The following is a 22204-nucleotide window of genomic DNA, read 5'->3' on the forward strand; positions in this document are numbered from 1 at the left end:
CCTAGCGCCCCAGGTGCGCGGGCGTGAGCAGGCGCTCAACCACCTTGCCGTTTTTGAGGTGCGATTCGACGATCTCGTCGATGTCGCTGGCGTCCACATAGGTGTACCAGACCGCTTCCGGATAGACCACGGCCACCGGGCCGCCCGCGCAGCGGTCCAGGCAGCCAGCCTTGTTGACCCGCACCTTGCCGGGCCCGGCCAGCCCGGCGGCCTTGACCTGGGACTTGCAGCGGTCAAAGCCTTCCTGGGCACGGTGGTCGGCGCAGCAGTCTTCACCGTTGGCGCGCTGGTTCAGGCAAAAGAAGATATGGCGTTCGTAGTAAGAATTGGAATTGTGTTCAGGCATGTCGTGACTTTAGAGGATGTGGTGGTCGATATGTTCCGGGGCTCAGGCGGTTTCGACGACAAAAGCCGTCGCCTTCCTCACCAGGGGAAGAACCACCAGCGAGATCGGGAAGGCAATGACCCATGAAACGGCCCAGGCGCCCAGCCAGATGCGCAGGACGCCGGGCGCGAGGCCCACGCCTTTGAACGTGCTGATGAGCGAGACGATGCAGGTCATGAAAAGCGACAGCAGCAAGGGCGTGACCCAGCGCGCGCTGCGTGCGGGGAGCTTGGCAAAACCGAAAGGGGTGCGCGATGAAGATTTCGAAGAGTTCATACAGGTTTCCATAAGCCGTCCAGTCAAGGCGCCTTTCCCGAGGCCGGCAGGCCCAAGGGAAAACACACGCCCGGCATGGCCGGCGGTGGTTGGCGCGTTGATTGACGTAAACGCTTACGGCAACTCTTGAGGGAGATCGCGGTGCGATGGTAGCAGATGAAGGGGATGCCGCGTGCGGCTAGGCTTTGGGTTCCCGGCCCGACAGCCGCACCAGCACATACAAAAGCGCCGCGTACGGCCAGAGCCAGCCCAGCCATTGGACCACCCCGTGAAAGCGGATGAAACGGCCCTGCTCCCAGGTCTGCAGCGTCTGCGCGAAATAGGGGTCCGCCGGCGCCTGGTTGAGCAGGCCCAGGTGAATGGCCAGCGCCAGCAGCGCCAGCGCCGCCGCCGCACGGCGCGGCACGGCCAGCAGCAGCAGGGCCAGCACGGCCGCCAGGCCCAGGCCCGCCTGTACCGGTATGTCCAGCCAGGCCCAGGCGTGGTCGGGGCCGTAACTCAGGGCCGCGGAGAGGGCCGATGCCACGATGCCGGCCGCGATCACCGCCGCCGAGAAGGCCGCCCGCTGCCAGAGCGTGCGGATCACGCAATAACCCAGCAGGCAGGGAATCAGCGCGCCCAGCGCCACGCAGACCAGTTCCGCGATGGGCACCAGGGGTTGCAGTTCCACATCGCGCACCGGCAGCCACTGCAAAAAAGGCGTGTCGGCCAGCGCATCGGCCAGGGCCGCCTCCAGCCGCTCGAACACCTGCCCCAGCCCCATGGGCACAGAGGCCGGAAACAGCAGCGCCATGGGCCAGAGCACCAGCAACACCAGCGCGCCCCGCGCGTCATGGGCAAACCAGCGCGCGCGAAAGCGGCTCCAGCGGTCCACCACGCCGGTTTTCTCCAGCGCCCAGGCAAAGCAAGCCCCCAGCCAGGCGCCCAGCGTGTTCAGCAGCAGGTCGACATTGGAGGGAATGCGCACCGGCAGGTAGCTTTGCAGCGTCTCCATCGCCAGCGACAGCAGGCCGCTGGCCAGCACCGCCACCGTCACGGCCCAGGACACGCGCCGGCTGCGCAAGGCCGACAGCGCCAGCAAAAAGCCCAGCGGCGCGTACCCGAGCAGGTTGGCGCCCACGTCAAACCCGGTCCAGTACTGGGGCAGCGGCGCCGTCAGGAAGCGAAAGGGCGAGATGCCCTGGTCGCGCCAGTCTGTGAAGGGATAGAGGCTGGCGTAAACAATCAGGCAGATGGCGGCCAGCGCGAGGGGCCAGGCCGTGGTTCTGTGCACACCCCCGCCGTCCTCACTGCGCTTCGCTTCGTGTAGTTCCTCCCCCCCTTGCAGGGGGCGACGCGAGGCGCCCGGCAAAGCCGGTTCGCCCGCGTCTGCTGGTGGAGTCGGGGGCTTCATAGGATTGCTGTCTTGCGCCTAAAAAGGCTTGACCACGACCAGGATGACCGCGGCCAGCAGCAGCAGTACCGGCACTTCATTGAACCAGCGGAACCACTTGTGGCTGCGCGTGTTGCGGTTGGCGACGAACTTCGCGAGCAGGCGGCCGCAGGCATGGTGGTAGCCGATCACCAGCACCACCACGGCAAACTTGGCGTGCATCCAGCCGTTGCCGGGGCCGCGGCCTATGCCGTAACCCAGGTAGAGCCACAGGCCAAAAGCCAGCGCCGGCACGGCCAGGATGGTGGTGAAGCGCATCAGCTTGCGCGCCATCAGCACCAGCCGCTCGCGCTCGGCCACGCTTTCCGGCGGCACCATCGCCAGGTTCACAAAAATGCGCGGCAGGTAAAACAGCCCGGCAAACCAGCTGGCGATAAAAACGATGTGGAGTGATTTGACCCAGAGCATAACGAAGTGTAGCCCCCACGCTTTTCACTTCGTGTAATGCGCTGCCCCCCGAGGGGGCCGCTGCGCCTGCGGCCCGGCAAAGCCGGTTCCGCGGCCCCTGCTGGCTTAACACCCGCGCACATCCCTTGAGACGATGGCGACACTGCGGCGCGGGGAAAAAAAATGCCCGGAGGCATAAGCCACCGGGCTGGTAAGCCTTTTTGCTGTCACACGCAAAGGCCCCGCTCAGGGAGGAAAAGCGGGATGCAGCCACCAAATGGTAACCACACGTATCAATTCTAACCACGGCCGTCCGGCCTTGGCAATGCTTTTCTAAGTAACCTAAGAAACAATCATGTAAAGCTGTCCCAGCCGGCCTGGGTGCGGGCAGCCCGCCAAATAGCTAGTGGCTTTTCCGAAAGCTTTGGCACAATTTGCGCATGACTTTCCACGCCTCCAACTTCGCCCCCTTTCCAGCGGGCCGCCCCCGGCGCCTGCGCCGCGACACCTTCACCCGCAACCTGGTACGCGAGCACACACTTACCGCAAATGACCTGATCTACCCTGTGTTTGTGGTGGACGGCAAACAGCAGCGCCAGCCGGTGGCCTCCATGCCCGGCGTTGAAAGGCTGAGCCTGGACCTGTTGCTGCCGGTGGCCGAGGAATGCGTGAAGCTGGGCATCCCGGTCATGGCCTTGTTCCCGGTGGTCGACGCCTCGCTCAAGACCTACGACGGCAAGGAAGCCACCAACCCGGACGGCCTGATCCCGCGCGTGGTGCGCGAACTCAAGAAGAACTTCCCCGGCCTGGGCGTGATGACCGACGTCGCGCTGGACCCTTTCACCACGCACGGCCAGGACGGCCTGCCGGATGAAAACGGTTACATCCTCAATGAAGAGACGGTGGCCATGCTGGTCCGGCAGGCGATGTGCCAGGCCGAAGCCGGCGTGGACATGGTCGCGCCCAGCGACATGATGGACGGCCGCATAGGCGCCATCCGCCAGGCACTGGAAGCCCAAAAGCTGATCCACACGCGCATCATGGCCTACAGCGCCAAGTACGCGAGCGCCTTTTACGGCCCCTTCCGCGATGCGGTGGGCTCGGCCGGCAACCTCGGCAAGGCCGACAAAAAGGTCTACCAGATGGACCCGGGCAACAGCGACGAGGCGCTGCGCGAGGTGGCCATGGACATCGCCGAGGGCGCCGACATGGTGATGGTCAAGCCCGGCATGCCTTACCTGGACGTGGTGCGCCGCGTGAAGGACGAGTTCAAGGTGCCCACCTTCGCCTACCAGGTCAGCGGCGAATACGCCATGATGAAGGCCGCCGCGCAAAACGGCTGGCTGGACCACGACGCGGTCATGATGGAAAGCCTGCTGGCCTTCAAGCGCGCCGGCGCCGACGGCGTGCTGACCTATTTCGCCATTGATGCCGCGCGCAAGTTGCGCCAGGCCTGAGCGGTGCGCGTTTTCACCATCACGGCCGGCAGCCAGGGCGTCGTTGAAACCGAGGCCTTGCCGACCCAGCTGCCGGCGCAGGGTTTTGTCTGGATCGCCTGCGCCCGACGCGAGTTCGAGGTGCTGCAGGCCCAGATCCAGGCCAGCCTGCAGCTGCTGTGCGGCACCCAACTGGTGGACCTGCATGTCTCCGACCTGCTGAACAACCAGCTGCCCTCGCACTATGACTACACCTCGCAGTACGACATCCTGGTGTTCCGCCGCCTGGCCGCCAGTCAGACCGAAACCGACCTCGGCCAGCCCGGCGAGCCGCTGCAGGCGCGCCTCAAGCGCAGCGGGCCGCCGGTGCTCAAGCGCATAGACACCAGCCCGGTCGGTTTCGCCGTGTTCGACCAGTTGCTGCTGACGGTGCATCCCGCCGATTGCGCGGTGCGCGACGCCTACGCGTCCCGGCTGCTGAACGCCACCACCGCCGAGTCGCGCTCCAGCGGCGTCAAGCTGCCCGCCAGCCCCGCCGACATGATGCTGCGCATCGTCAACCAGATCGTGGACGGCTACCTGGAGTTGCGGCGAGAACTCACGCGCCAGCTCGACCACTGGCAGTCCGAGTTGCTCAGGCCCGGCACGCGCTTTACCAACTGGAGCTCGGTGCTCGACGCGCGGCTGGCCATGCACCAGCTGGACGAAATCTGCGAGGACCAGCGCTCGGCCGTGCAGGACTGGATCGATTCCGTGGAAACCTGGCCCGAAGGCGGCACGCCCGCCCTGGTGCGCGAGCGCGAGCTGCTCAAGGTGCGCTCGCGCGACGTGCTGGAGCACATAGAGCGCGTGGTCCACCATGTGCGCCGCATGGAGCAAAGCGCCGAAACCGCGGTGCAGATGCATTTTTCGGCGCAAAGCAACCGCACCAACGACATCATGCGCACGCTGACGGCGCTGACCGCCATCTTCCTGCCGCTGAACCTGATCACCGGCTTCTTCGGCATGAATTTCGAGTTCATGCCTTTCCTTCACACTTCCACCGGCTTCTGGTGGACCGCCGGTTTTATGGTCCTGATCGTCGCCGTGGTCGGGACGGTGTTCTGGCGCAAACAATACATCGCCCGAACTCGCGGCTAGGCGCTTCGCAATCCCCAGTCCATTCGCAGGAGACACCGCCATGCCTGTTGCCTTCACCCGCCTCCTCTTCGTCGGCCCTTTCCTGCCGCGGGCGTCCTGGCTGGCCCTGCTGGCCGCCTCGGCACTGCTGGCCGGCTGCGAGAGCCTGAGCCCGGCCGAGTGCGCCACCGCCGACTGGCGCCAGCTGGGCGTGCAGGACGGCAGCCGCGGCCGCACCGACCGCGCCGCCGACTACTACGAGTCTTGCGCCAAGGCCGGCATTGCCGTGAACGTGGCCGTCTACCGCGCCGGCCGCAACCAGGGCCTGCAAAGCTACTGCCAGCCAGCCAACGCCCTCAACGAAGGCCTGGCCGGCAACAGCTACGAAGGCGTCTGCCCCGCGCCCATGGACCAGAACTTCCGCAACATCCACGGCATCGCCTGGCGCGAGCAGGACGCCCGCAAGACCCTGGCGCGGCTGCAGTACGAGCAGGACCAGATGCAGGCGGAACTGCGCGACGCCAAAACCGCCGAAGACCGCAAGCGCACGCTGCGCGAGCAGCTCGCGCGCTCGGACCGGCGCATTGAAGAAGCCCGCTACGCGGTGCGCGATGCCAGCTACCAGTTGGACCGCCTGCGCAGCGACATGCGCCAGCGCGGCCAGTATTAGGACCTGCTAACGGCCCCGGCTCAAACCCAGGGCTGGGCCAGGCCCTCGGCCTCGAAGGCCTTGATCACTGCGGGGCGTGCCAGCGCGCGCTTCAAATAGGCACCCAGGTGCGCACGGTCACGCGCGGGTTTGGACGCAAAGTTGCGCGTCCAGCGGCACAGCATCAGCGTGTAGATGTCCACCGCCGAATACTTCGCGCCCAGCAGCCAGGGCTGCTCATGTATTTTTTCCAGCCGCGCGAGTTCCGCGTCCAACTGGTCCAGCATCAGGCCGACCTTGGCTTCGGCATGCGATTTCAGTTCGGCCACACCCGCGCTGTTGCCCGCATCCATCCAGCGGTCGGTGTAGAAATAAACAATCAACGTGGACTGCACGGTATTGGTCAGCCAGACCAGCCACTTGTAGAAATGCGCGCGCTCCACGGTGCCCAGTGGGGGCGCCAGCCCGGCCTCGGGGTGCCTGTCGCACAGGTGCAGGCAGATTGCGGCGGTCTCGTAAAGCACCAGCTCGCCGTCGACCAGCGTCGGGATCAGGCCGTTGGGATTGAGCTTGCGGTAGGCTTCCGAGCGGTGGGCACCCGTGCTGGTGTCGACCAGGATTTTTTCAAAGGGAACGCCCAGTTCCTGCAGCAGGATATGGGGCGCCATGGCGGCGGTGCTGGGGGAGAAGTGCAGTTGGTACATCAAGCTATTGTGCCGCGATGCCGAAGATGCCAGCCGCATTGCCCCAGGCAACTTTGCGCGCCACGTCGGGCGGCAGATCACCCAGCCAAGCCCGGTAGCCCTTCATGAGTTCGTCGTAATACAGCCAGCGCTGGTTGACCCAGGTGTCGGAACCGATCATGAAGCGGCCCGGGTACTTGAGCAGCAGCGCGCGCCATTCGGGACACAGCTTTCCGGCGTCGCAGGTCAGGCCCGGCCGGTAAGACAGCTCGCCCATGAGCTGCGGGTATTTGCCCAGCAGTGCGTCGACCCTCTCCACGGGTGCGCCGCCTATGCCGGTGTGCGCCCAGACCAGCCGGGCATCGGGCGCATGGGCCATCAGCAGGTCTATGGCCGTGTCGTCCACATGGGCCAGCACCGCGAGCTTGTTCTTCGCGGCGAACTGCATCAGCTTGCGGGCCACCGGGCCGTTGGCATTGGCGCTGTCATACAGGTGGAACTCGCCTATGCCCTTGTACGGCCCGGCCTGGTCGCCGGCCACGCCGCGCGCGAACTCGGCCTGCACCATCTCATAGATGGACTCGTCGCGAAACCAGTTGTCGTAATCGGCGCGGTTGCGGTACAGGCGGATAAAGGGAACCACGGTGACACCGGCCTTGCGCGTCTCGGCCATGGCGGCGAGCGACTTGGTGCCGTCGTTGGGCCGCGAGTTGGCGACGATGGCCTTGACGCCGTTGCGCTGCATGCGCGCCAGCACGTCGGCCGGCGAGTGCGGGCCGCTGTTCCCGTTCCAGGCCTCCTCGTTGTAATGCAGGTGCGTGTCAAACAGCGGCCCGGCATAGTCGGCCGCAAAGCCCGGCGCTGCGCAGGCCGCCAGGACAAGCGCTGCTGCAAACGCGCCGCGCATGCTCAGGCCAGCTTGGCGGCGAAGAAAGCCAGCGAACGCTCGCGCGCCAGCTTGGCCGCCGCCTCGTTGTAGGAGCCGCGCTGGTCGCAGTTAAAGCCGTGGTTGGCCGGGTAGACATGCACCTCAACTTCGGGATGCGCCTTGCTGAAAGCCTCTATGCCCTCCATGGGAATCCAGTGGTCCTGGTCGCCGAAGTGGGCCATGACGGGGCACTTGGGCTGGCGCGCGATTTCTTCCTCGGCCGTGATGCCGCCGCCGTAATACGGAATCGCCGCCGACAGGCCGTCCAGCAGGCAGGCCGCCCGCCAGGTCAGCAGCCCGCCCCAGCAAAAACCGATGATGCCGACCTTGCCGCCGCTGGCCTTGGCCGCATGGTCTATCGCCGCCTGCAGGTCCTGCAGCACGCCGGCGCCGGGCAAGGCGCTGACGGCGGTTTTGAGCTCAAAACCGGCTTTCATGTCTTCCTCGGTATAGCCCATCTCGACGCCGGGCTTGACGCGCTCAAAGGTGGCGGGCGCCACCGCGAGGTAACCCTGGGCGGCAAAACGGTCGGTGACGGCGCGTATGTGCGAGTTGACGCCGAAGATCTCCTGCACCACCACGACGCCGCCGCGCGGCTTGCCTTCGGGTTGCGCGACATAGGCCGGCACGACAAAGCCGTCGGCGGCGGTAAGTTGGATAAATTGGCCCATGGGATGCTCCTTGAAGATTGCGTAAGTCGGGTTGGTGGATGAATCAGCAGCCGCTTCAGGCGCCCGCCATGAGTTTGCGCTCGACAAAGTCGAGCCGGTCCTGGCCCCAGAACAGTTCGCCATCCACCACATAGCTGGGCGCGCCGAACACGCCGGCGTCGATTGCCTGCTGGGTGTTGGCCTCATAGCGCTCCTGCACCGCCTGGCTGAAGGACTGCTCCAGCCGTTCTGCCGGCAGGCCGCATTCGGCGAGCAATTCGGCCAGCACTTTTTCATCGGCGATATGGCGCTCGCGCACCCACACAGCGCTGAAGATGGCGCCGCCGATTTTCATCGCGGCTTCGCTGCCGTCGTGCAGGTCCACGGCGATGATGAGGCGCGACGCATCGTCGCCGGAAACCGGGAAGTACTTGGGCTTGAGGTTCAGCGGCGCATGCAGGTAGTCTGAATAGCGCTGCAGCTCCAGCAGCCGGTAGGCCTGGCGCTGCGGTGCCCGCTGGGCCAGCGGCAAGCCGCCCGAGATCGGGAACACCTTGCCGCCCAGGTCTATGGGCAGCACCCGCACGGCGGCGCCCGCCGCCCGGGCGATCTGCGCAAAGCGCTCGTGTCCCAGGTAGGTCCAGGGGCTTTGCGGGGTGAAATAGTAGTCCACGGTGGTGCTCAAGGGTGTCTCCGTCAGTGTCTGTGGATGGGGGGCCGCGCCGCCGGCGGCCGGGCATTGCGCAAGATACGGCTTAGGGTACATTGATCCGCCCAATCCTTGTTTTTACCCGGGATTGCCATTTTCTGCAGGAGGTGCGGTTTGTCAAAAGTTGTTCTGATCACGGGTGGCTCGCGCGGCATAGGCGCGGCCTCGGCCCTGCTGGCGGCGCGCCAGGGCTGGGCGGTGGCCGTCAACTACGCCAGCAACTCGCTGGCCGCCGACGAGGTGGTGCGGCAGATCCGCCAGGCCGGCGGCAACGCCATCACGGTGCAGGCCGACGTGGCCGATGAGGCGCAGGTGCTGGCCATGTTCGAGAAAGTGGACGCCAAGCTGGGCCGGCTGGACGGCCTGGTCAACAACGCCGGCGTGGTGGACCGCACCACCCGCGTCGACGCCATCACCCTGGCGCGGCTCAAGCGCATGTTCGAGATCAATGTGTTCGGCTCCTTCCTTTGCGCGCGCGAAGCCGTCAAGCGCATGAGCACCCGCTACGGCGGCGCGGGCGGCTCCATCGTCAATCTGTCGAGCGCGGCGGCCCGCCTGGGCGCGCCGGGCCAGTATGTGGACTACGCGTCGGCCAAGGGCGCGATCGACACCTTTACCGTCGGGCTGGCCAAGGAAGTCGCCACCGAGGGCATACGCGTGAATGCCGTGCGCCCCGGCATCATCGACACCGACATCCACGCCTCGGGCGGCCTGCCCGACCGCGCCCGCGACCTGGCGCCCCAGGTGCCCATGCAGCGGCCCGGCACCGCCGATGAGGTCGCCGCCTCGATTGTCTGGCTATTGGGAGACAATTCAGGCTACACCACCGGCGCGTTGCTGGATGTAGCAGGAGGCAGGTAGATGGATTTCAAACCGCTTGTGACGCTGCTGGCCATCGTCAACCCGCTGGCCATCGTGCCTTTTTTCATCCATTACACGCAGGACTTTTCCGACGAGCAGCGCCGCCGCACCGTGCTGGTCGCGTCCTTCACCGCCTTTGTCGTGATTGCCATCAGCGCGCTGCTGGGCCTGCAGATCCTCGACTTCTTCAGCATCTCGCTGGCGAGCTTCCAGGTCGGCGGCGGCATGCTGCTGCTGATCAGCTCCATGAACATGCTGAACGCCCAGCCGGCCGAAGCCAAGCCGCAGACCAATGAGATGGAAGACGGCGCGGCCAAGGCCGCGCGCGGCGCCAGCATCGCCGTGGTGCCGCTGACCATTCCGCTGCTGACCGGGCCGGCCACCATGTCCACCGTCGTGATTTACGCCGAGAAGGCCAAGACGGCCTTACAGCTGTCCATGCTGGTCGGTTACGGCATCGTGATCGCCCTGGCCACCGCCATCTGCTTTTCACTGGCCGAGCCGATTGCCCGCGTGCTGGGCAAGACCGGCATCAACGTCATGACGCGGCTGATGGGCCTGATCCTGGCCGCGCTCTCGGTTGAGGTGATGGCCGACGGCCTGGGCAAGCTGTTCCCCATCCTCCGCAGTTAATGGCCCCCACGCTTTTCACTTCGTGTAATGCGCTGCCCCCCGAGGGGGCCGCTGCGCCTGCGGCCCGGCAAAGCCGGTTCCGCGGCCCCTGCTTGAATAAAACTCGATGCATAAGGCGGCCCGGCGGGAAAGCACCCTTTACGGGGATCACCCCGCCTCGCTGCGAATGAGTAGCGCGCGCATCCTGCTGGTTGAGGACGACCCGGCGATTGCCCGCTCCATCATCTACACGCTGGAGCGCGACGGCCTGAACGTGACCCACAGCCTGCTGCTGGGCGATGCGCGCGCCCAGATCAGCCGGCAGCCGCCCGATGCCGTGATACTGGACGTCGGCCTGCCCGACGGCAGCGGCCTGGACTTGTGCCGCGAGCTGCGTGCCGCCGGCAGCCTGCCGGTGCTGATGCTCAGCGCCCAGGGCGAGGAAATCGACCGCGTGCTGGGCCTGGAGCTGGGCGCCGACGATTACGTGAGCAAGCCCTTCAGCCCGCGCGAGCTGCTGGCGCGCGTGCGCAGCCTGCTGCGGCGCGCGCGCATGCCGCCCCCCACGCCGGCGCCAGCGGCCGGCCCCTTTGAGATCGACATGGCCGGCCAGCGCGTGAGCCTGCACGGCCGCCCGCTCAACCTGACGCGCCGCGAGTTCGGCCTGCTGGCCGATTTGCTGCGCCACCGCGGCCGCATACGCTCGCGCGATGAGCTGCTGAACGCCGTCTGGGGGGCCGGCACGGACAGCACGGATCGCACCGTGGACACCCACATCAAGACCCTGCGCGCCAAGCTGCAGGAGACCAGCCCCGGGCACGACTGCATCACGACGCACCGCGGCATGGGCTACAGCCTTGACATAAACCGCATCCAGGGCGACTGACGTGCGTTTAGGCATACGCCTGCTGTTCGGTTTTTTCCTGGTCACCGGGCTGGCGGCGTTTTTCACGCTGCGCGTTTTTGTGGCCGAAGTGAAGCCCAGCGTGCGCGAGGTCATGGAAGACATGATGGTGGACACCGCCAACATCCTGGCCGAACTGGCCGGCGACGACCTGGCGGCCGGGGCCATCGCCGACGGCCGCTTTGCCGGCCATGTGCGCAACTACGCCAGGCGCCCCATAGACGCGAAGATCTGGGGCCTGGCCAAGCAGTCGCTGGATTTTCGCGTTTACGTCACCGACGCCGGCGGCAAGGTGGTGTTCGATTCGGAGAACGCGGCGACCGGCCAGGATTATTCGCGCTGGCGCGACGTGGCCCTGACCCTGCGCGGCGAATACGGCGCGCGCGCCACCCGCGAGGTGCAGCAGGACGACCGCACATCGGTGATGTATGTGGCCGCGCCGGTGCAGCGTGACGGAAAAATCATCGGTGTGCTGACCGTCGCCAAGCCCATGTCCACCATACAGGCCTTTATAGACCGGGCCGAGCGCAAGATCCTGCTAAGCGGCGCGCTGCTGCTGGTACTGTCGCTGGCCATCGGCGTGGCGGTAACGCTGTGGGTGGTGTGGAGCATTCGCAAGTTGCGCCGCTATGCCAACGCCGTCGGCCAGGGCGAAAAACCCGCGATTCCGCAGATACCGGGTGAGCTTGGCGAGCTGGCCATGGCAGTCGATGCCATGCGCCTGAAGCTCGAGGGCCACGAGTACATAGAAGATTACGTGCGCGCCCTGACGCACGAACTCAAAAGCCCGCTCGCCGCCATCCGCGGCGCGGGCGAGCTGCTGCAGGACGAGCTCCCCGAAGACGCGCGCCGCGAGTTTTCGGGGCAGGTATTGGCCCAGTCCGGCCGTATGCAGGCGCTGGTGGACCGCATGCTCGAGCTGACGAAGCTGGAGCAGCGCCATGCAAAGGTAGAGCGCGAGCGCCTTCCTTGGGCCGGCGTCCTCAAACCCTTTGAGGTGGCGCCCGGCGGCCGGGCCCAGCATGCGGTCAAAGTCGTAATCAGCCCGGAACATGCCGACGTGCATGCGGAGCCCGGCCTGCTGGGCCTGGCGCTGAGCAACCTGGTGGAAAACGCGCGCTCGTTCGCGCCCCAGGGCTCGACCATCACGCTGGAGGCCGGGCCCCACCACGTCGCCGTGCAGGACAGCGGCCCCGGTGTGGCCGACTATGCCCTGCCCCGGCTGGGCGAACGCTTTTTCTCGACCGTGCGCCCCGACGGCCATACCAAAGGCTCGGGCCTGGGGCTGGCCATCGTGCGGCAGATCATGCTGCTGCATGGCGGCCGCATGGTGGTACGCAACACCCAGCCCGGTTTGCGGGTCGAGCTGCATTTCTAGGCGGGCCGCGCCCATCACCCGGCCGCCTTCACGGTTTCGGGCTGCTTGAAGCGCGCATACCAGTCAACACGGCGCGTCAGCATCATCACGGCGGCCAGCACCGCGAACAGCGCCACGGCACCCAGCAGCAGGGCCGTCTGCTCCATGCGCAGCAGCACGAACAGCATGCCGTACAGCGTGGCGATGCCCAGGCCGAAAGGCAGGCCGCGCGACCAGTGGCCCAGCATGTGGCTGGCGTAGTAGGTCAGCAGAACCACGCAGGCCGCCGAGGCGATCGCGTAAGCGCTTTCAAACGGCATGTGCTCCGAAAGGCTCACCAGCAGCAGGAAAAACATGCTCATCGCCGCACCGACCAGCAGGTACTGGATGGGATGCACGCGCAGCGATTTCATGAACTCGAACATGCCTACCGCCAGAAAGGTCAGGCCTATGAACAGCAGGCCGTATTTGGTGGCCCGGTCGCTGAGCGCGTAGGTGTTGGAGGGGTCGACAAAGGCCACGCTGAGGGTCTCCACGCAGGAGCTGTTGACCGAACTCTCATAGGGTGGGCAGGTGCCCCTGCGTTTGGCCGCGTCCCGCTGGGTCACATCCTGCTGCGCCGTGCTGGCCAGCGAGCTGACGCGCCAGCTTGCTTCAAAACCCTCGGGCGTGACCTTGCGGTCCACCGGCAGGAACTGGCCGCTGAAGCTGGGGTGCGGCCAGTTGGAGCTGAGCTGCACCCGGGTGTCGCCGCCCAGCGGCACCACCGAAATGCTCTCGGTGCCAACCAGTTCCAGTTCCAGCTGCGCCTGCAGCGGAGCCGGGCCCACCATAGCCATGGACAGTGGCGCATGCACGCCGCGCGGATAGCTGCCGTAAAAAGTGCCGGGCTTGAGCGCCAGCAACTGCTCGCCGATCTTGACGCTGGCATGGCGTATGCCGCGCGCGTCGGACACCGCCATCATGAGCAGCGGCTGGCCGCAGTTCATGCGCGAGCCGGCATGTTCGGCCACCGGCTTGAGAGATTCGGTATCGGCCCATTCGGCCATGATATCGGCCTTGAGGTTGAAAACCTGCGTTGCATGCAGGCCTCGGGCGCGCGCCTCGAGCTTGCTGCCACCCTTGAGCGTTAATGAAGCCGGCGCGGCGATCAGCGTGAACTCGCGCCGCTCGCTGCGCACTTTCTTGTCACCGTCCTTGACGTCCCACTCCTCGGTGCAGGCCCGGTGGATCAGCGGGCCGGTCAGCGTCTGCGGGCCGGCCAGGCTCTGGGCCACGCTTTGGATGGCAATCTGGCGGTAGGTCTGGCGGTCCTGCACCACATCGCTGATCTTCATCAACGCGACGACCAGCAGCACGATCACCAGCGCGAGTGCGGCGACTTTCTGTTTCATGACTTCCTTTCGTTTGAACAACGAAGGGGAGTTTGCAAACCGCGTGTGAAGGCAGCATGAGCTGCACACGGCCTGTGTGAAGCGAAAGTGAAGTGCAGGCGCTTCAGCGCGCCGGTGTTTCCGCGGCTGCGGCGGCGTGTTTCCTCAGGAGTCGGACCAGCTGGTTGCTGGTATTGCGCAGGCGCTGCGCCATCATCTGGGTGATCTTGACCAGCAGCTTGGCGCCCACGCCGGGGTGGTCGCGGATCAACAGGGCGATTTCGTGGCGTCCCCAGACGCCGGCCTCCACCGCTTCGATGGCGGTGCAGGTGGCATAGCGCGGCTCGCTGTCGAGCATGGACATGTCGCCCACCGCCGCGCCGCTGCGCACCACCGCCACGCGCGACACAGCCGCTTCGGCGCCGGCATTGGCGTCGGCGTCGGCCGGCAACTCCAGGCGCTTGGTCACATCGACCGTGCCCTTGAGGATCAGCATCATCCAGTCGCCGGCTTCGCCTTCGCGGATCATCACCTGGCCCGGCTCGGCGCGCACCAGCAGCATGGACGCGCCCAGGATGTCGGCCTCGGCCGGCGTGAAGTCCTGCAGCAGCTGCGAGGTCTGCAGCAGGTCCGGGCCGTAGGCACTCAGGCGTTCGCAGCAGCCGAAGACCTGCAGTCCGGCGGCGTCCAGCTGTTCCTGCAGCGTTTTCATGGCGCGGCGCGCCTCAGCGTGCGGGGGTTTGCTGCAGCCATTGGTCGATCTCGGCGATGGCCGCGTCGGTGGCGGCCGTCAGGGCCTGGACGCCGCCGGGCGCGTCGCTGCTGGGCGCCGGCCGCTGCACGATGACATTGCGCTGGCCGACCAGCTTTTCGCCGGCCGGCGTGACCTCCAGCAGCGTGGCGCGCAGCCGGATCAGGCCGACGCTGGCCGTGGGCGAGCTGAACAGGTGGCTGAATTCTTCAAGGTCCAGGCGCAGCAGCAGCGGCAGCGCCGCGTTCTGGCTGCGGTTCAGTGCCACGCTGGCCCCGGCGTTGAACACGGCGCGGCGTTGGCCCAATTGTTCGCGCACGCGCTGGCGCACCAGCTGCGCGGGCGGCATGCTCCAGCGCGCCTGCGAATAGGGGCGCAGCTGCTGCGTGTCGGCATAGCCCAGTCGGTACAGCACCGCCATGTTGTCCAGCGCGCCGCCCGGGGTGGAGACGTCGTCCAGGGCCAGCGGCGGTAGCGGCGCCTGGCGCGTGGTGGGCAGGGTGGCGGTCGGGCCCGGGCCGAAGTCGTACATGGTGGCGCGCGTGGGCTTGTCGGGCAGGCCCGAGCAGCCGGCCAGCACCAGGGCGGCCAGCAGCGCGCACAGCAAGCCACCAGCCCGCGAAAGGGGTTTGGAAAAAGTGGGCATCATTTTTTCACTCCAGAGGCGGAAAAGCCGGGTTCGCCGGGGCCGGGCACGGGCGGGCCGTTGCCGAAGATCAGCGACTGCGGGTTGTCGTCGACGGCGCTCACGGTGCGGCGCATCTGGCGCATGGCGCGCGCGGTCTCGTCGGCGACCTCGCCGAGCTTGGGCAGCGTGCCGGCGCTGAAGGTCTCCACGCCCGCGGCCAGCGCGGTGCCGCCTTCGGAAAGCTTGTCCAGCGGCCCGCCCTTTTCATTGAGGCGGGTGGCGGTGGTGCTGATGTCGTCGGCGGCCGTCTTGACGGACTTCAGCGTGGCCGTGGTGTCGCGCGACAGGGCCGGCAGGGACGCCACCGTGGGCTCCAGCCCTTTGGCGACCCGGTCCATGCTGCCGGCGGCGTTGCCGAGCTGCTTGACGGCCGCGGTCATGGCCTGCTGGTTTTCGTCCGACAGCAGCTTGTTGAGCCGCGTGCTGGCTTCCTCGACCTGGTTGAAGATCACCTCGCTTTGCTTGAGCAGCTTGTCCAGGCCGCCGGGCTTGAGCGGAATGCGCGGCGGGTCGTCATCGTTGACGGCCAGGCGCTCGGCGGACTTGCCGTCGTCGTCGAGCTGGATGAAACCCAGCCCGGTGACACCCTGCGAGGCGACAGTCGCGAACGTGGACTTGGTGACGGGCGCGCCGCGGTCTATGGAGACGCGGATCAGCACATTGCCTTTGACCTTCTCGTCAAAGCCTATGAGCTCGATCTTGCCCACAGGCACACCGCGAAACCGCACCGCCGCCTGCGGCTGCAAGCCGGAGACGGTTTCGCTGGTGCTCATGTCGTAGAGGTCGCGCTGGGTGTTGTCCCGCGTGAGCCAGACGGCCAGCAGGACCAGCAAGGCGGTGACCACCAGCACAAAAGCGCCGGCGGCCATGGCATGGGCTTTGTTTTCCATAGTGATGCCTTTCTAGACGGTAAAAGGGTATTCGCGCAACAATTCCATCGCGCGCTGACCCCTTTCCCCAAGGAAAAATTCGTGGATAAAGGGGTGCGGGAAGGCCACCACTTCTTTGGGCACGTCGTTGACGATGACCTTCTGCTCGGCCAGCACCGCGATGCGGGTGCTGAGCTCGAACAGCGTGTCCAGGTCGTGCGTCACCATGACCACCGTGAGTTCCATGTCGCGGTGCAGCGAGCGCAGCAGCGAAACAAAGCTGTCGGAGCTTTCCGGGTCCAGCCCGGCCGTGGGTTCGTCTAGCAGCAGCAGCGGCGGGTCCATGATGAGGGCGCGCGCCAGGGCCACACGCTTGATCATGCCGCCCGAGAGGTCGCTGGGCATCTTGTCGGCCGCGTCGGGCCCCAGGCCCACCATCTGCAGCTTGACCATGGCCGCCTCGTAGACCAGCGCGCGCGGCAGGGTCTTGAGTTCGCGCAGCGGAAAGGCGATGTTCTCCAGCACGGTGAAGGCCGAGAACAGCGCGCCCTGCTGGAACAGCATGCCGACACGGCTGGCCGCGCCCTGCTTGCCGAGCTCGGCCGCCGGCCGGCCCAGCACCGTGATCTCTCCCTGGGTTGGTTTCTCCAGCCCCAGCATCTGGCGCAGCAGCACGGTCTTGCCGGTGCCTGAGCCGCCTACCAGGGACAGCACCTCGCCGCGCTCCACCGTCAGGTCCAGGTCCTTGTGCACCACGGCTTTTTTCTCGCCGTTGGGGAACACGGTCCAGAGCTTTTTGATGTCGACGATGGGGTCGCTCATATGCCGACACTCTTAAAAAGAACCGCGAACAACGCATCGACCAGGATCACCACCGTGATCGACGTCACCACCGATGCCGTGGTCCCCTGCCCCAGGCTTTCGGTGTTGGGTTTGACGCGCAGGCCGTAGTGGCAGCCGACCAGCGCGATCAGCACGCCGAAGACCACCGACTTGCCCGTGGCCAGCGTGAGGTTGGCCACGTCCACCGCGGCCGGCAGCGAGTTGACGAAGTAGGACGGCGTGACGTCCATGGAAATGTCGGCGGCCAGCATGCCGCCCAGCAAGGCGGCGATGGTGGTCCAGACGCTGATCAGCGGCATCACCACAGCCAGCGCCAGCGCGCGCGGCATGACCAGGCGAAAGCCGCGCGGAATGCCCATGACGCGCATGGCGTCGAGCTCCTCGGTGACGCGCATCACGCCGATCTGCGCGGTGATGGCCGAGCCGCTGCGCCCGGCGATCAGGATGGCGGCCAGCACCGGGCCGAGTTCGCGGATCAGCGAGATGCCCAGGATGTTGACGATGAAGGCGTCGGCGCCGAACTGGCGCAGCTGCTGCGAGATCAGGTAGGCCAGCACCACGCCGATCAGAAACCCGACCAGCGCGGTAATGGGCAGCGCGGTGGCGCCTATGTGGAACAGATGGCCCGACAGGTCGCGCCAGGGGCCATCCTGCGGGCGCCGGACCAGGTGGATGATGTCCAGCAGCAACTGTCCTATCAGGCGCACCAGGCCCTTGAGGTGGTCCAGCAGCCGCAGCACCCGTGTGCCCAGCAGGATAAAGGGCCGGCTCCAATCGGGCTTGCGGGGTTTGGGCGGGTCGGCGCTGAATTTGGCGACGGTTTCCAGCACCGCGCGCTGGCTGGGCTCAACCTGCAGCTGCGCCGGCCAGCTGCGGCCCCAGTGGTTCCACAGCACCTGCGCGCCCAGGTGGTCGAGTTTGCCGACCTGTTCCAGACTCCAGCCTGCAGGGGAAGCCCCGCCGTCTTTCAGGCCCTGGAGCTGCGCGGTCAGCCCATCCCAGACGCTCTCACCGGTAAGGCCGGCGGCCGTCCACGCACCTTGCACGACAAACAGCCGGCCTTGCGGCGTGTCCTGCAGTGCGATGCGGGGCGTGGAGTCTTCCATAAACATCAGTCAGGCCAGGCGCAAGCCGGCAGTTTGCAATGTACGAAACACAAAGTTGCATGGTAACTGCTGAAAACGCCCTTGCCCCACAGATACCGGCGCTGTCGCCCTGGTCCTACAGGGTGATTCGGTAGACGGCCGGAACCCACGCGCCACACGGCATCCCGCGGGTTATCCTCGCCGTGCGGCCGCCGGGTTTTGCCACAATCAGCCGGGGCACGGTGGTCAGCCCCGCGTTAGGCTGGGCTGGCAGCATGGGCACCTGCGGTGCGTTCCGGCCGCTGCCGGCGGCCCGGTTTTTCCGGCTAATCTTCCAATAACGACGAGACAAAGGCATCCATGCAAGACGAGAGCCAGGTTTTTGACTACATCATCATCGGCGCCGGCACCGCGGGCTGCCTGCTGGCCAACCGCCTGAGCGCCGATGCGTCCAAGCGCGTGCTGCTGATCGAGGCGGGCCGCAAGGACGATTACCACTGGATCCACATCCCGGTGGGCTATCTCTACTGCATAGGCAACCCGCGCACCGACTGGCTTTACAACACCGAGCCCGACGCCGGGCTCAACGGCCGGGCGCTGCGCTATCCGCGCGGCAAGACCCTGGGCGGCTGCTCCAGCATCAACGGCATGATCTATATGCGCGGCCAGGCGCGCGACTACGACCAGTGGGCCCAGCTGACCGGCGACATGGCCTGGCGCTGGGAAAATTCCCTGCCGCATTTCAAGCTGCACGAGGACCACCACAAGGGCGCCGACGCGATGCACGGCGCGCGCGGCACGGCGCCCGAGCTGATGCAGGACAAGAGCCAGCCCTACCAGAAGGTGCTGCGCCATCGCAACGCCGGCGGCGAATGGCGTGTTGAAAAGCAGCGCCTGCGCTGGGACATCCTGGACGCCTTTGCCGAAGCGGCGCAGCAGGCCGGCATTCCGGCCAGCGGCGACTTCAACCGCGGCGACAACGAGGGCGTGGGCTACTTCGAGGTCAACCAGAAAAACGGCTGGCGCTGGAACACCGCCAAGGCTTTTTTGCGGCCCGCCTGCTACGCCCGCCCCAATTTCGAACTGTGGAACAACGCCCAGGTATGCAAGCTGGTGATAGAAGCGCAGCCGGACGGCAGCCAGCGCTGCACCGGCGTGGAGGTGTGGGCCGGCAGCGAGCGCGTCACGGCGCGCGCCACGCGCGACTCCGGCCCCATGGGCGAAGTCATCCTGTGCGCGGGCAGCATAGGCTCGCCGCAAATCCTGCAGCTCTCGGGCATAGGCCCGGCCGCCCTGCTGCAGCAGCACGGCATTCCCGTGCTGCAAGACCTGCCCGGCGTGGGCGCCAACCTGCAGGACCACCTGCAGATCCGCTCGGTCTACAAGGTGCAAGGCGACAAACGCTGGGGCCTGTCGCTCAACACCATGGCCAACTCGTTCTGGGGCAAGGCCCGCATCGGGCTGGAGTACGCGCTGCGCCAGACCGGCCCCATGAGCATGGCGCCCTCGCAGCTGGGCGCGTTCACGCGCAGCTCGCCCGAGCAGCCCTATCCGAACATCGAGTACCACGTGCAGCCGCTATCGCTGGACGCCTTCGGCGAGCCGCTGCACGGCTTCAATGCTTTTACCGCCAGCGTCTGCAACCTGAACCCGACCAGCCGCGGCACGGTGCACATCAAGAGCGGCCGCTTCGAGGATGCGCCGGCGATAGCGCCCAACTACCTGAGCACGGCCGAAGACCGCAAGGTGGCGGCCGATTCGCTGCGCGTGACGCGCAACATCGTGAGCCAGAGCGCGCTGGCCAAGTACCGGCCCGAGGAGTTCAAGCCGGGCGTGCAGTTCCAGACGGACGAGGAACTCACGCGGCTGGCCGGCGACATCGCCACCACCATCTTCCACCCGGTGGGCACCACCAAGATGGGACGTGACGACGACCCGATGGCGGTGGTGGATTCGCACCTCAGGGTGCGCGGCATCCGCGGCCTGCGCGTGGTCGATGCCGGCGTGATGCCGCTGATCACCAGCGGCAACACCAACTCGCCCACGCTGATGATCGCGGAGAAGGCGGCGGCCTGGATCCAGGCCGGGATCTGAGCGGCCGCGAGCCGCGCGCTTCAGCGGTAGATCTTTTGCAGAAGGCGCATGAGCGTCTTCTTTTCCGCGGCGCTCAGGCGCTGGGTGGCCTCGGTTTCCAGGTCCACGGCCGTGCCTTCGGCATCGCGCATCAAGGCCTCGCCCGCGGCGGTGAGGTAAAGCCCCACGGCGCGGCCGTCCTGCGGATGCGGCTTGCGATGCACCAGCTTGCGTTTTTCCAGCGTGACGATTTTCCCGACGAGGTTGGGCGGCAGGATGCTGAGCGCGCCGCAAAGCTGGCGCGAGGTGATGCCGGGGTTGTGCGTGATCAGGGACAGGATCGAAAAATCCACATGCCGGAGGTCATAGACCGCCATGCGCTTGCTGAACAACTCAATGACCTTGAGGGAGGCGCGCGTGGCGTTGTAGCCCACCAAGGTTTCGAGATAGGAGGTATCCACCTCCTCTACCGCGGGAGCGGGTTTGGACGACACTGGCATAGGGGATCAAGGCGCTTTCGTTATCGGGCAACGCTGCCGGCACGGGCATGCGGCCAGGCTAGCCCCGATTATGCCAACGCGCCCGGACGGCGCCCGGGCCGGCCGGGCGGGGGACCTCAGGACTCGGCGGTGAAGCCGACTTTTTTGATCAGCGGGCCCCAGCGTTCGAACTCGCGCTTCTGGCTGTAAGCCATGTCGTCCGCGGTGCCTCCATAGGGAATCAGTCCCACCACCGTGAGCGAGTCGATGACGGATTTGTCCTGGATGGCGGCATTGATGGCGGCGTTGGCCGCGGCCACCGTGCTGGCGGGTGTTTTCGCGGGGGCGTAGAAACCGAACCACTCCTCCACCGTGAGGTCGGCGAAACCCTGCTCGGCGAAAGTCGGCACCTCGGGAACGAAGGGTGAGCGCTGCTTGCCCGAGGTGGCCAGGATGCGCAGCTTGCCGGCCTTGTGGTTGGGAATGAAGTCGCCGTGCGGCGTCACCATCGCGGCGAGCTGGCCGCCGACCACGTCGGTCACGCCGGGCACCGAACCACGGTAGGGCACGTGCTTGAGCTCCACATGGTTGTTCAGGCCCAGCAGCGCGCCTATGAAGTGCGGGGTCGACCCTGCCGCGGGCGAGCCGTAGCTGGCGTCCTTGGGGTTGGCCTTGGCCCAGGCGAGAAAGTCCTGCACGGTCTTGACCGAGGCCGGCACCAGCGGCCCGACGGCCAGCCCATGGTGGATCATGGAGGCGGTGCCCACCGTGACGAAATCCGCGAACGGCTCATAGGACAGTTTTTTGTAGATGTGCGGGTACAGCGACAGGCAGGAAAACGGCGACATCGCCAGCACCGACCCGTCCGCCGGGGCCGTCTTGAGCACCTCCAGCGCGATGCGGCCGCCGGCACCGGTCTTGGTGTCCACGATGGCATTGTTATTGGAATAGGCAGTGCCGCCGAGGCGGTCGCCCACGCGGCGCGCACAGATGTCGCCCGCGCTGCCGGCCGGGAAGCCGTAAATGATCTTGACCTGCTCGAGCGCCCGCGCCAGGGCCGGGAAAGGCGCGAGGGCGGCCGCTGAGAGCGCCGCGGCGCCCTGCACAAAATGACGACGTGTTTGCATGAGATGTCTCCTTGTAGTTAAGTCCACGGGTCGAAAAAGCAAAAATCCGCCAAGCGCCGGGGGCCGGGGGACCGGACAAGCCGGTCGCGTCAGTTGCGCCCGTTCAACTGCATTGGCGGCGGATATCCTGGGGTACGGGAATGGCTTTCATGCGTTCGGGTTTGTCGGGGTGGCGTATGCAGAAGGCGCGGGTTTCCCGGCCTTCGCAAATCAGGTCCTCGCCGCGCCGGATCACATGCTTCTGGATAAACACCTTGTCTCGCCACTCTTCCACGCTGGTATGTATCTGCAGGGTCTCGCCATAGGTGGCGGGCAGGCTGAAGCGGGTGTTGATCTCCAGCAGGGGCGTGCCTATGATGCCGGTGCTCTTGACCAGCTCTCGCCAGGGCGGCACGCCGCATGCGGCGAAAAAATTCAGTGACGCGGCATCCATCCAGCGCGAGAAGTTGGGGAAAAACACGATCCCGGCGGGATCGCAGTCGCCGAACGCGACCTTCACTTCATACACCACGGTCTTTTCCATGCGGC

25 protein-coding genes are annotated in these 22204 nt (G+C 66.4%); 8 read left to right on the plus strand and 17 right to left on the minus strand.

Annotated elements, in window-relative coordinates; all coding sequences use genetic code 11:
* Nucleotide 1: 1 nt before the first annotated feature.
* The 4 genes from AC1DUN_RS10195 to AC1DUN_RS10210 all read right to left on the minus strand — a co-directional run bounded on the left by AC1DUN_RS10195 (nt 2) and on the right by AC1DUN_RS10210 (nt 2501).
* Entirely contained in the window at nt 2-346 is a 345-nt protein-coding gene (locus tag AC1DUN_RS10195; protein ID WP_477713845.1) for a (2Fe-2S) ferredoxin domain-containing protein, read from the minus strand.
* Between the two features lie 42 nt (nt 347-388).
* Nucleotides 389-661 (minus strand): DUF2798 domain-containing protein, encoded by a 273-nt coding sequence (locus AC1DUN_RS10200; protein ID WP_477713846.1) that lies wholly within the window; start codon nt 659-661, stop codon nt 389-391.
* Between the two features lie 178 nt (nt 662-839).
* Nucleotides 840-1934, minus strand: coding sequence for a VanZ family protein (locus AC1DUN_RS10205; RefSeq protein ID WP_477713847.1), 1095 nt, complete (start codon nt 1932-1934; stop codon nt 840-842).
* 138 nt (nt 1935-2072) lie between these two features.
* A complete protein-coding gene (locus AC1DUN_RS10210; RefSeq protein ID WP_477664293.1) occupies nt 2073-2501 on the minus strand; it encodes a CopD family protein in 429 nt (142 codons plus the stop codon).
* Between the two features lie 419 nt (nt 2502-2920).
* Here AC1DUN_RS10210 and hemB point away from each other — a divergent pair, with 419 nt between their 5' ends.
* Genes hemB through AC1DUN_RS10225 form a run of 3 tightly spaced genes read left to right on the plus strand, consistent with a single transcriptional unit; the run spans nt 2921 to nt 5705 of the window.
* The gene (gene hemB / locus AC1DUN_RS10215; protein ID WP_477713848.1) at nt 2921-3937 is read left to right on the plus strand and encodes a porphobilinogen synthase; all 1017 of its coding nucleotides are present in this window, start codon (nt 2921-2923) and stop codon (nt 3935-3937) included.
* Nucleotides 3938-3940: 3 nt separating this feature from the next.
* Nucleotides 3941-5056, plus strand: coding sequence for a magnesium transporter CorA family protein (locus AC1DUN_RS10220; protein WP_477713849.1), 1116 nt, complete (start codon nt 3941-3943; stop codon nt 5054-5056).
* Nucleotides 5057-5096: 40 nt separating this feature from the next.
* Entirely contained in the window at nt 5097-5705 is a 609-nt protein-coding gene (locus tag AC1DUN_RS10225) for a DUF2799 domain-containing protein (protein WP_477713850.1), read from the plus strand.
* A gap of 20 nt (nt 5706-5725) precedes the next feature.
* Here AC1DUN_RS10225 and AC1DUN_RS10230 read toward each other — a convergent pair whose 3' ends face one another.
* Genes AC1DUN_RS10230 through AC1DUN_RS10245 form a run of 4 tightly spaced genes read right to left on the minus strand, consistent with a single transcriptional unit; the run spans nt 5726 to nt 8630 of the window.
* Nucleotides 5726-6388 (minus strand): glutathione S-transferase family protein, encoded by a 663-nt coding sequence (locus tag AC1DUN_RS10230; RefSeq protein WP_477664287.1) that lies wholly within the window; start codon nt 6386-6388, stop codon nt 5726-5728.
* Between the two features lie 4 nt (nt 6389-6392).
* Nucleotides 6393-7274, minus strand: a complete 882-nt coding sequence (locus AC1DUN_RS10235) for an amidohydrolase family protein (RefSeq protein ID WP_477713851.1) — start codon at nt 7272-7274, stop codon at nt 6393-6395.
* Between the two features lie 2 nt (nt 7275-7276).
* A complete protein-coding gene (locus AC1DUN_RS10240) occupies nt 7277-7966 on the minus strand; it encodes a dienelactone hydrolase family protein (protein ID WP_477713852.1) in 690 nt (229 codons plus the stop codon).
* A 55-nt stretch (nt 7967-8021) separates the two neighbouring features.
* Nucleotides 8022-8630: a DsbA family protein gene (locus AC1DUN_RS10245; protein ID WP_477664284.1), complete on the minus strand. Its 609-nt coding sequence runs from the start codon at nt 8628-8630 to the stop codon at nt 8022-8024.
* Between the two features lie 138 nt (nt 8631-8768).
* Here AC1DUN_RS10245 and AC1DUN_RS10250 point away from each other — a divergent pair, with 138 nt between their 5' ends.
* From AC1DUN_RS10250 to creC, 4 genes are all read left to right on the plus strand, one after another.
* Complete coding sequence (locus AC1DUN_RS10250; protein ID WP_477713853.1) at nt 8769-9515, plus strand: SDR family oxidoreductase; 747 nt, start codon at nt 8769-8771, stop codon at nt 9513-9515.
* On the plus strand, nt 9516-10148 hold the full coding sequence (locus AC1DUN_RS10255; protein WP_436155785.1) for a MarC family protein: 633 nt from the start codon (nt 9516-9518) through the stop codon (nt 10146-10148). It begins immediately after the preceding gene.
* Nucleotides 10149-10314: 166 nt separating this feature from the next.
* Nucleotides 10315-11013, plus strand: a complete 699-nt coding sequence (creB, locus tag AC1DUN_RS10260; RefSeq protein ID WP_477713854.1) for a two-component system response regulator CreB — start codon at nt 10315-10317, stop codon at nt 11011-11013.
* Nucleotide 11014: 1 nt separating this feature from the next.
* Nucleotides 11015-12409, plus strand: a complete 1395-nt coding sequence (creC, locus tag AC1DUN_RS10265) for a two-component system sensor histidine kinase CreC (protein ID WP_477713855.1) — start codon at nt 11015-11017, stop codon at nt 12407-12409.
* 14 nt (nt 12410-12423) lie between these two features.
* Here creC and creD read toward each other — a convergent pair whose 3' ends face one another.
* From creD to AC1DUN_RS10295, 6 genes are all read right to left on the minus strand, one after another.
* Entirely contained in the window at nt 12424-13782 is a 1359-nt protein-coding gene (gene creD, locus AC1DUN_RS10270; RefSeq protein ID WP_477713856.1) for a cell envelope integrity protein CreD, read from the minus strand.
* A 103-nt stretch (nt 13783-13885) separates the two neighbouring features.
* Nucleotides 13886-14473, minus strand: coding sequence for a Crp/Fnr family transcriptional regulator (locus AC1DUN_RS10275; protein WP_477713857.1), 588 nt, complete (start codon nt 14471-14473; stop codon nt 13886-13888).
* Nucleotides 14474-14486: 13 nt separating this feature from the next.
* On the minus strand, nt 14487-15161 hold the full coding sequence (locus AC1DUN_RS10280; RefSeq protein ID WP_477713858.1) for an ABC-type transport auxiliary lipoprotein family protein: 675 nt from the start codon (nt 15159-15161) through the stop codon (nt 14487-14489).
* On the minus strand, nt 15158-16090 hold the full coding sequence (locus tag AC1DUN_RS10285) for an MlaD family protein (RefSeq protein ID WP_477713859.1): 933 nt from the start codon (nt 16088-16090) through the stop codon (nt 15158-15160). Before AC1DUN_RS10285 ends, AC1DUN_RS10280 begins: the two co-directional genes overlap by 4 nt.
* A gap of 12 nt (nt 16091-16102) precedes the next feature.
* Nucleotides 16103-16891 carry an ABC transporter ATP-binding protein gene (locus AC1DUN_RS10290; RefSeq protein ID WP_413330628.1) on the minus strand — a complete coding sequence of 263 codons (789 nt, stop codon included), beginning with the start codon at nt 16889-16891 and terminating at the stop codon, nt 16103-16105.
* On the minus strand, nt 16888-18018 hold the full coding sequence (locus AC1DUN_RS10295) for an MlaE family ABC transporter permease (protein WP_477714091.1): 1131 nt from the start codon (nt 18016-18018) through the stop codon (nt 16888-16890). The genes AC1DUN_RS10290 and AC1DUN_RS10295 overlap by 4 nt, the downstream gene beginning before the upstream one ends.
* A gap of 339 nt (nt 18019-18357) precedes the next feature.
* Here AC1DUN_RS10295 and AC1DUN_RS10300 point away from each other — a divergent pair, with 339 nt between their 5' ends.
* Entirely contained in the window at nt 18358-20091 is a 1734-nt protein-coding gene (locus tag AC1DUN_RS10300; protein ID WP_477713860.1) for a GMC family oxidoreductase, read from the plus strand.
* A gap of 20 nt (nt 20092-20111) precedes the next feature.
* Here AC1DUN_RS10300 and AC1DUN_RS10305 read toward each other — a convergent pair whose 3' ends face one another.
* The 3 genes from AC1DUN_RS10305 to AC1DUN_RS10315 form a co-directional block, all read right to left on the minus strand.
* Nucleotides 20112-20570: a MarR family winged helix-turn-helix transcriptional regulator gene (locus tag AC1DUN_RS10305; protein WP_477664273.1), complete on the minus strand. Its 459-nt coding sequence runs from the start codon at nt 20568-20570 to the stop codon at nt 20112-20114.
* A gap of 116 nt (nt 20571-20686) precedes the next feature.
* On the minus strand, nt 20687-21676 hold the full coding sequence (locus AC1DUN_RS10310; protein WP_477713861.1) for a Bug family tripartite tricarboxylate transporter substrate binding protein: 990 nt from the start codon (nt 21674-21676) through the stop codon (nt 20687-20689).
* Between the two features lie 103 nt (nt 21677-21779).
* Entirely contained in the window at nt 21780-22199 is a 420-nt protein-coding gene (locus AC1DUN_RS10315) for an acyl-CoA thioesterase (RefSeq protein ID WP_477664271.1), read from the minus strand.
* Nucleotides 22200-22204: the final 5 nt, after the last annotated feature.

The sequence above is a fragment of the Polaromonas sp. P4_F6 genome (assembly GCF_056401275.1).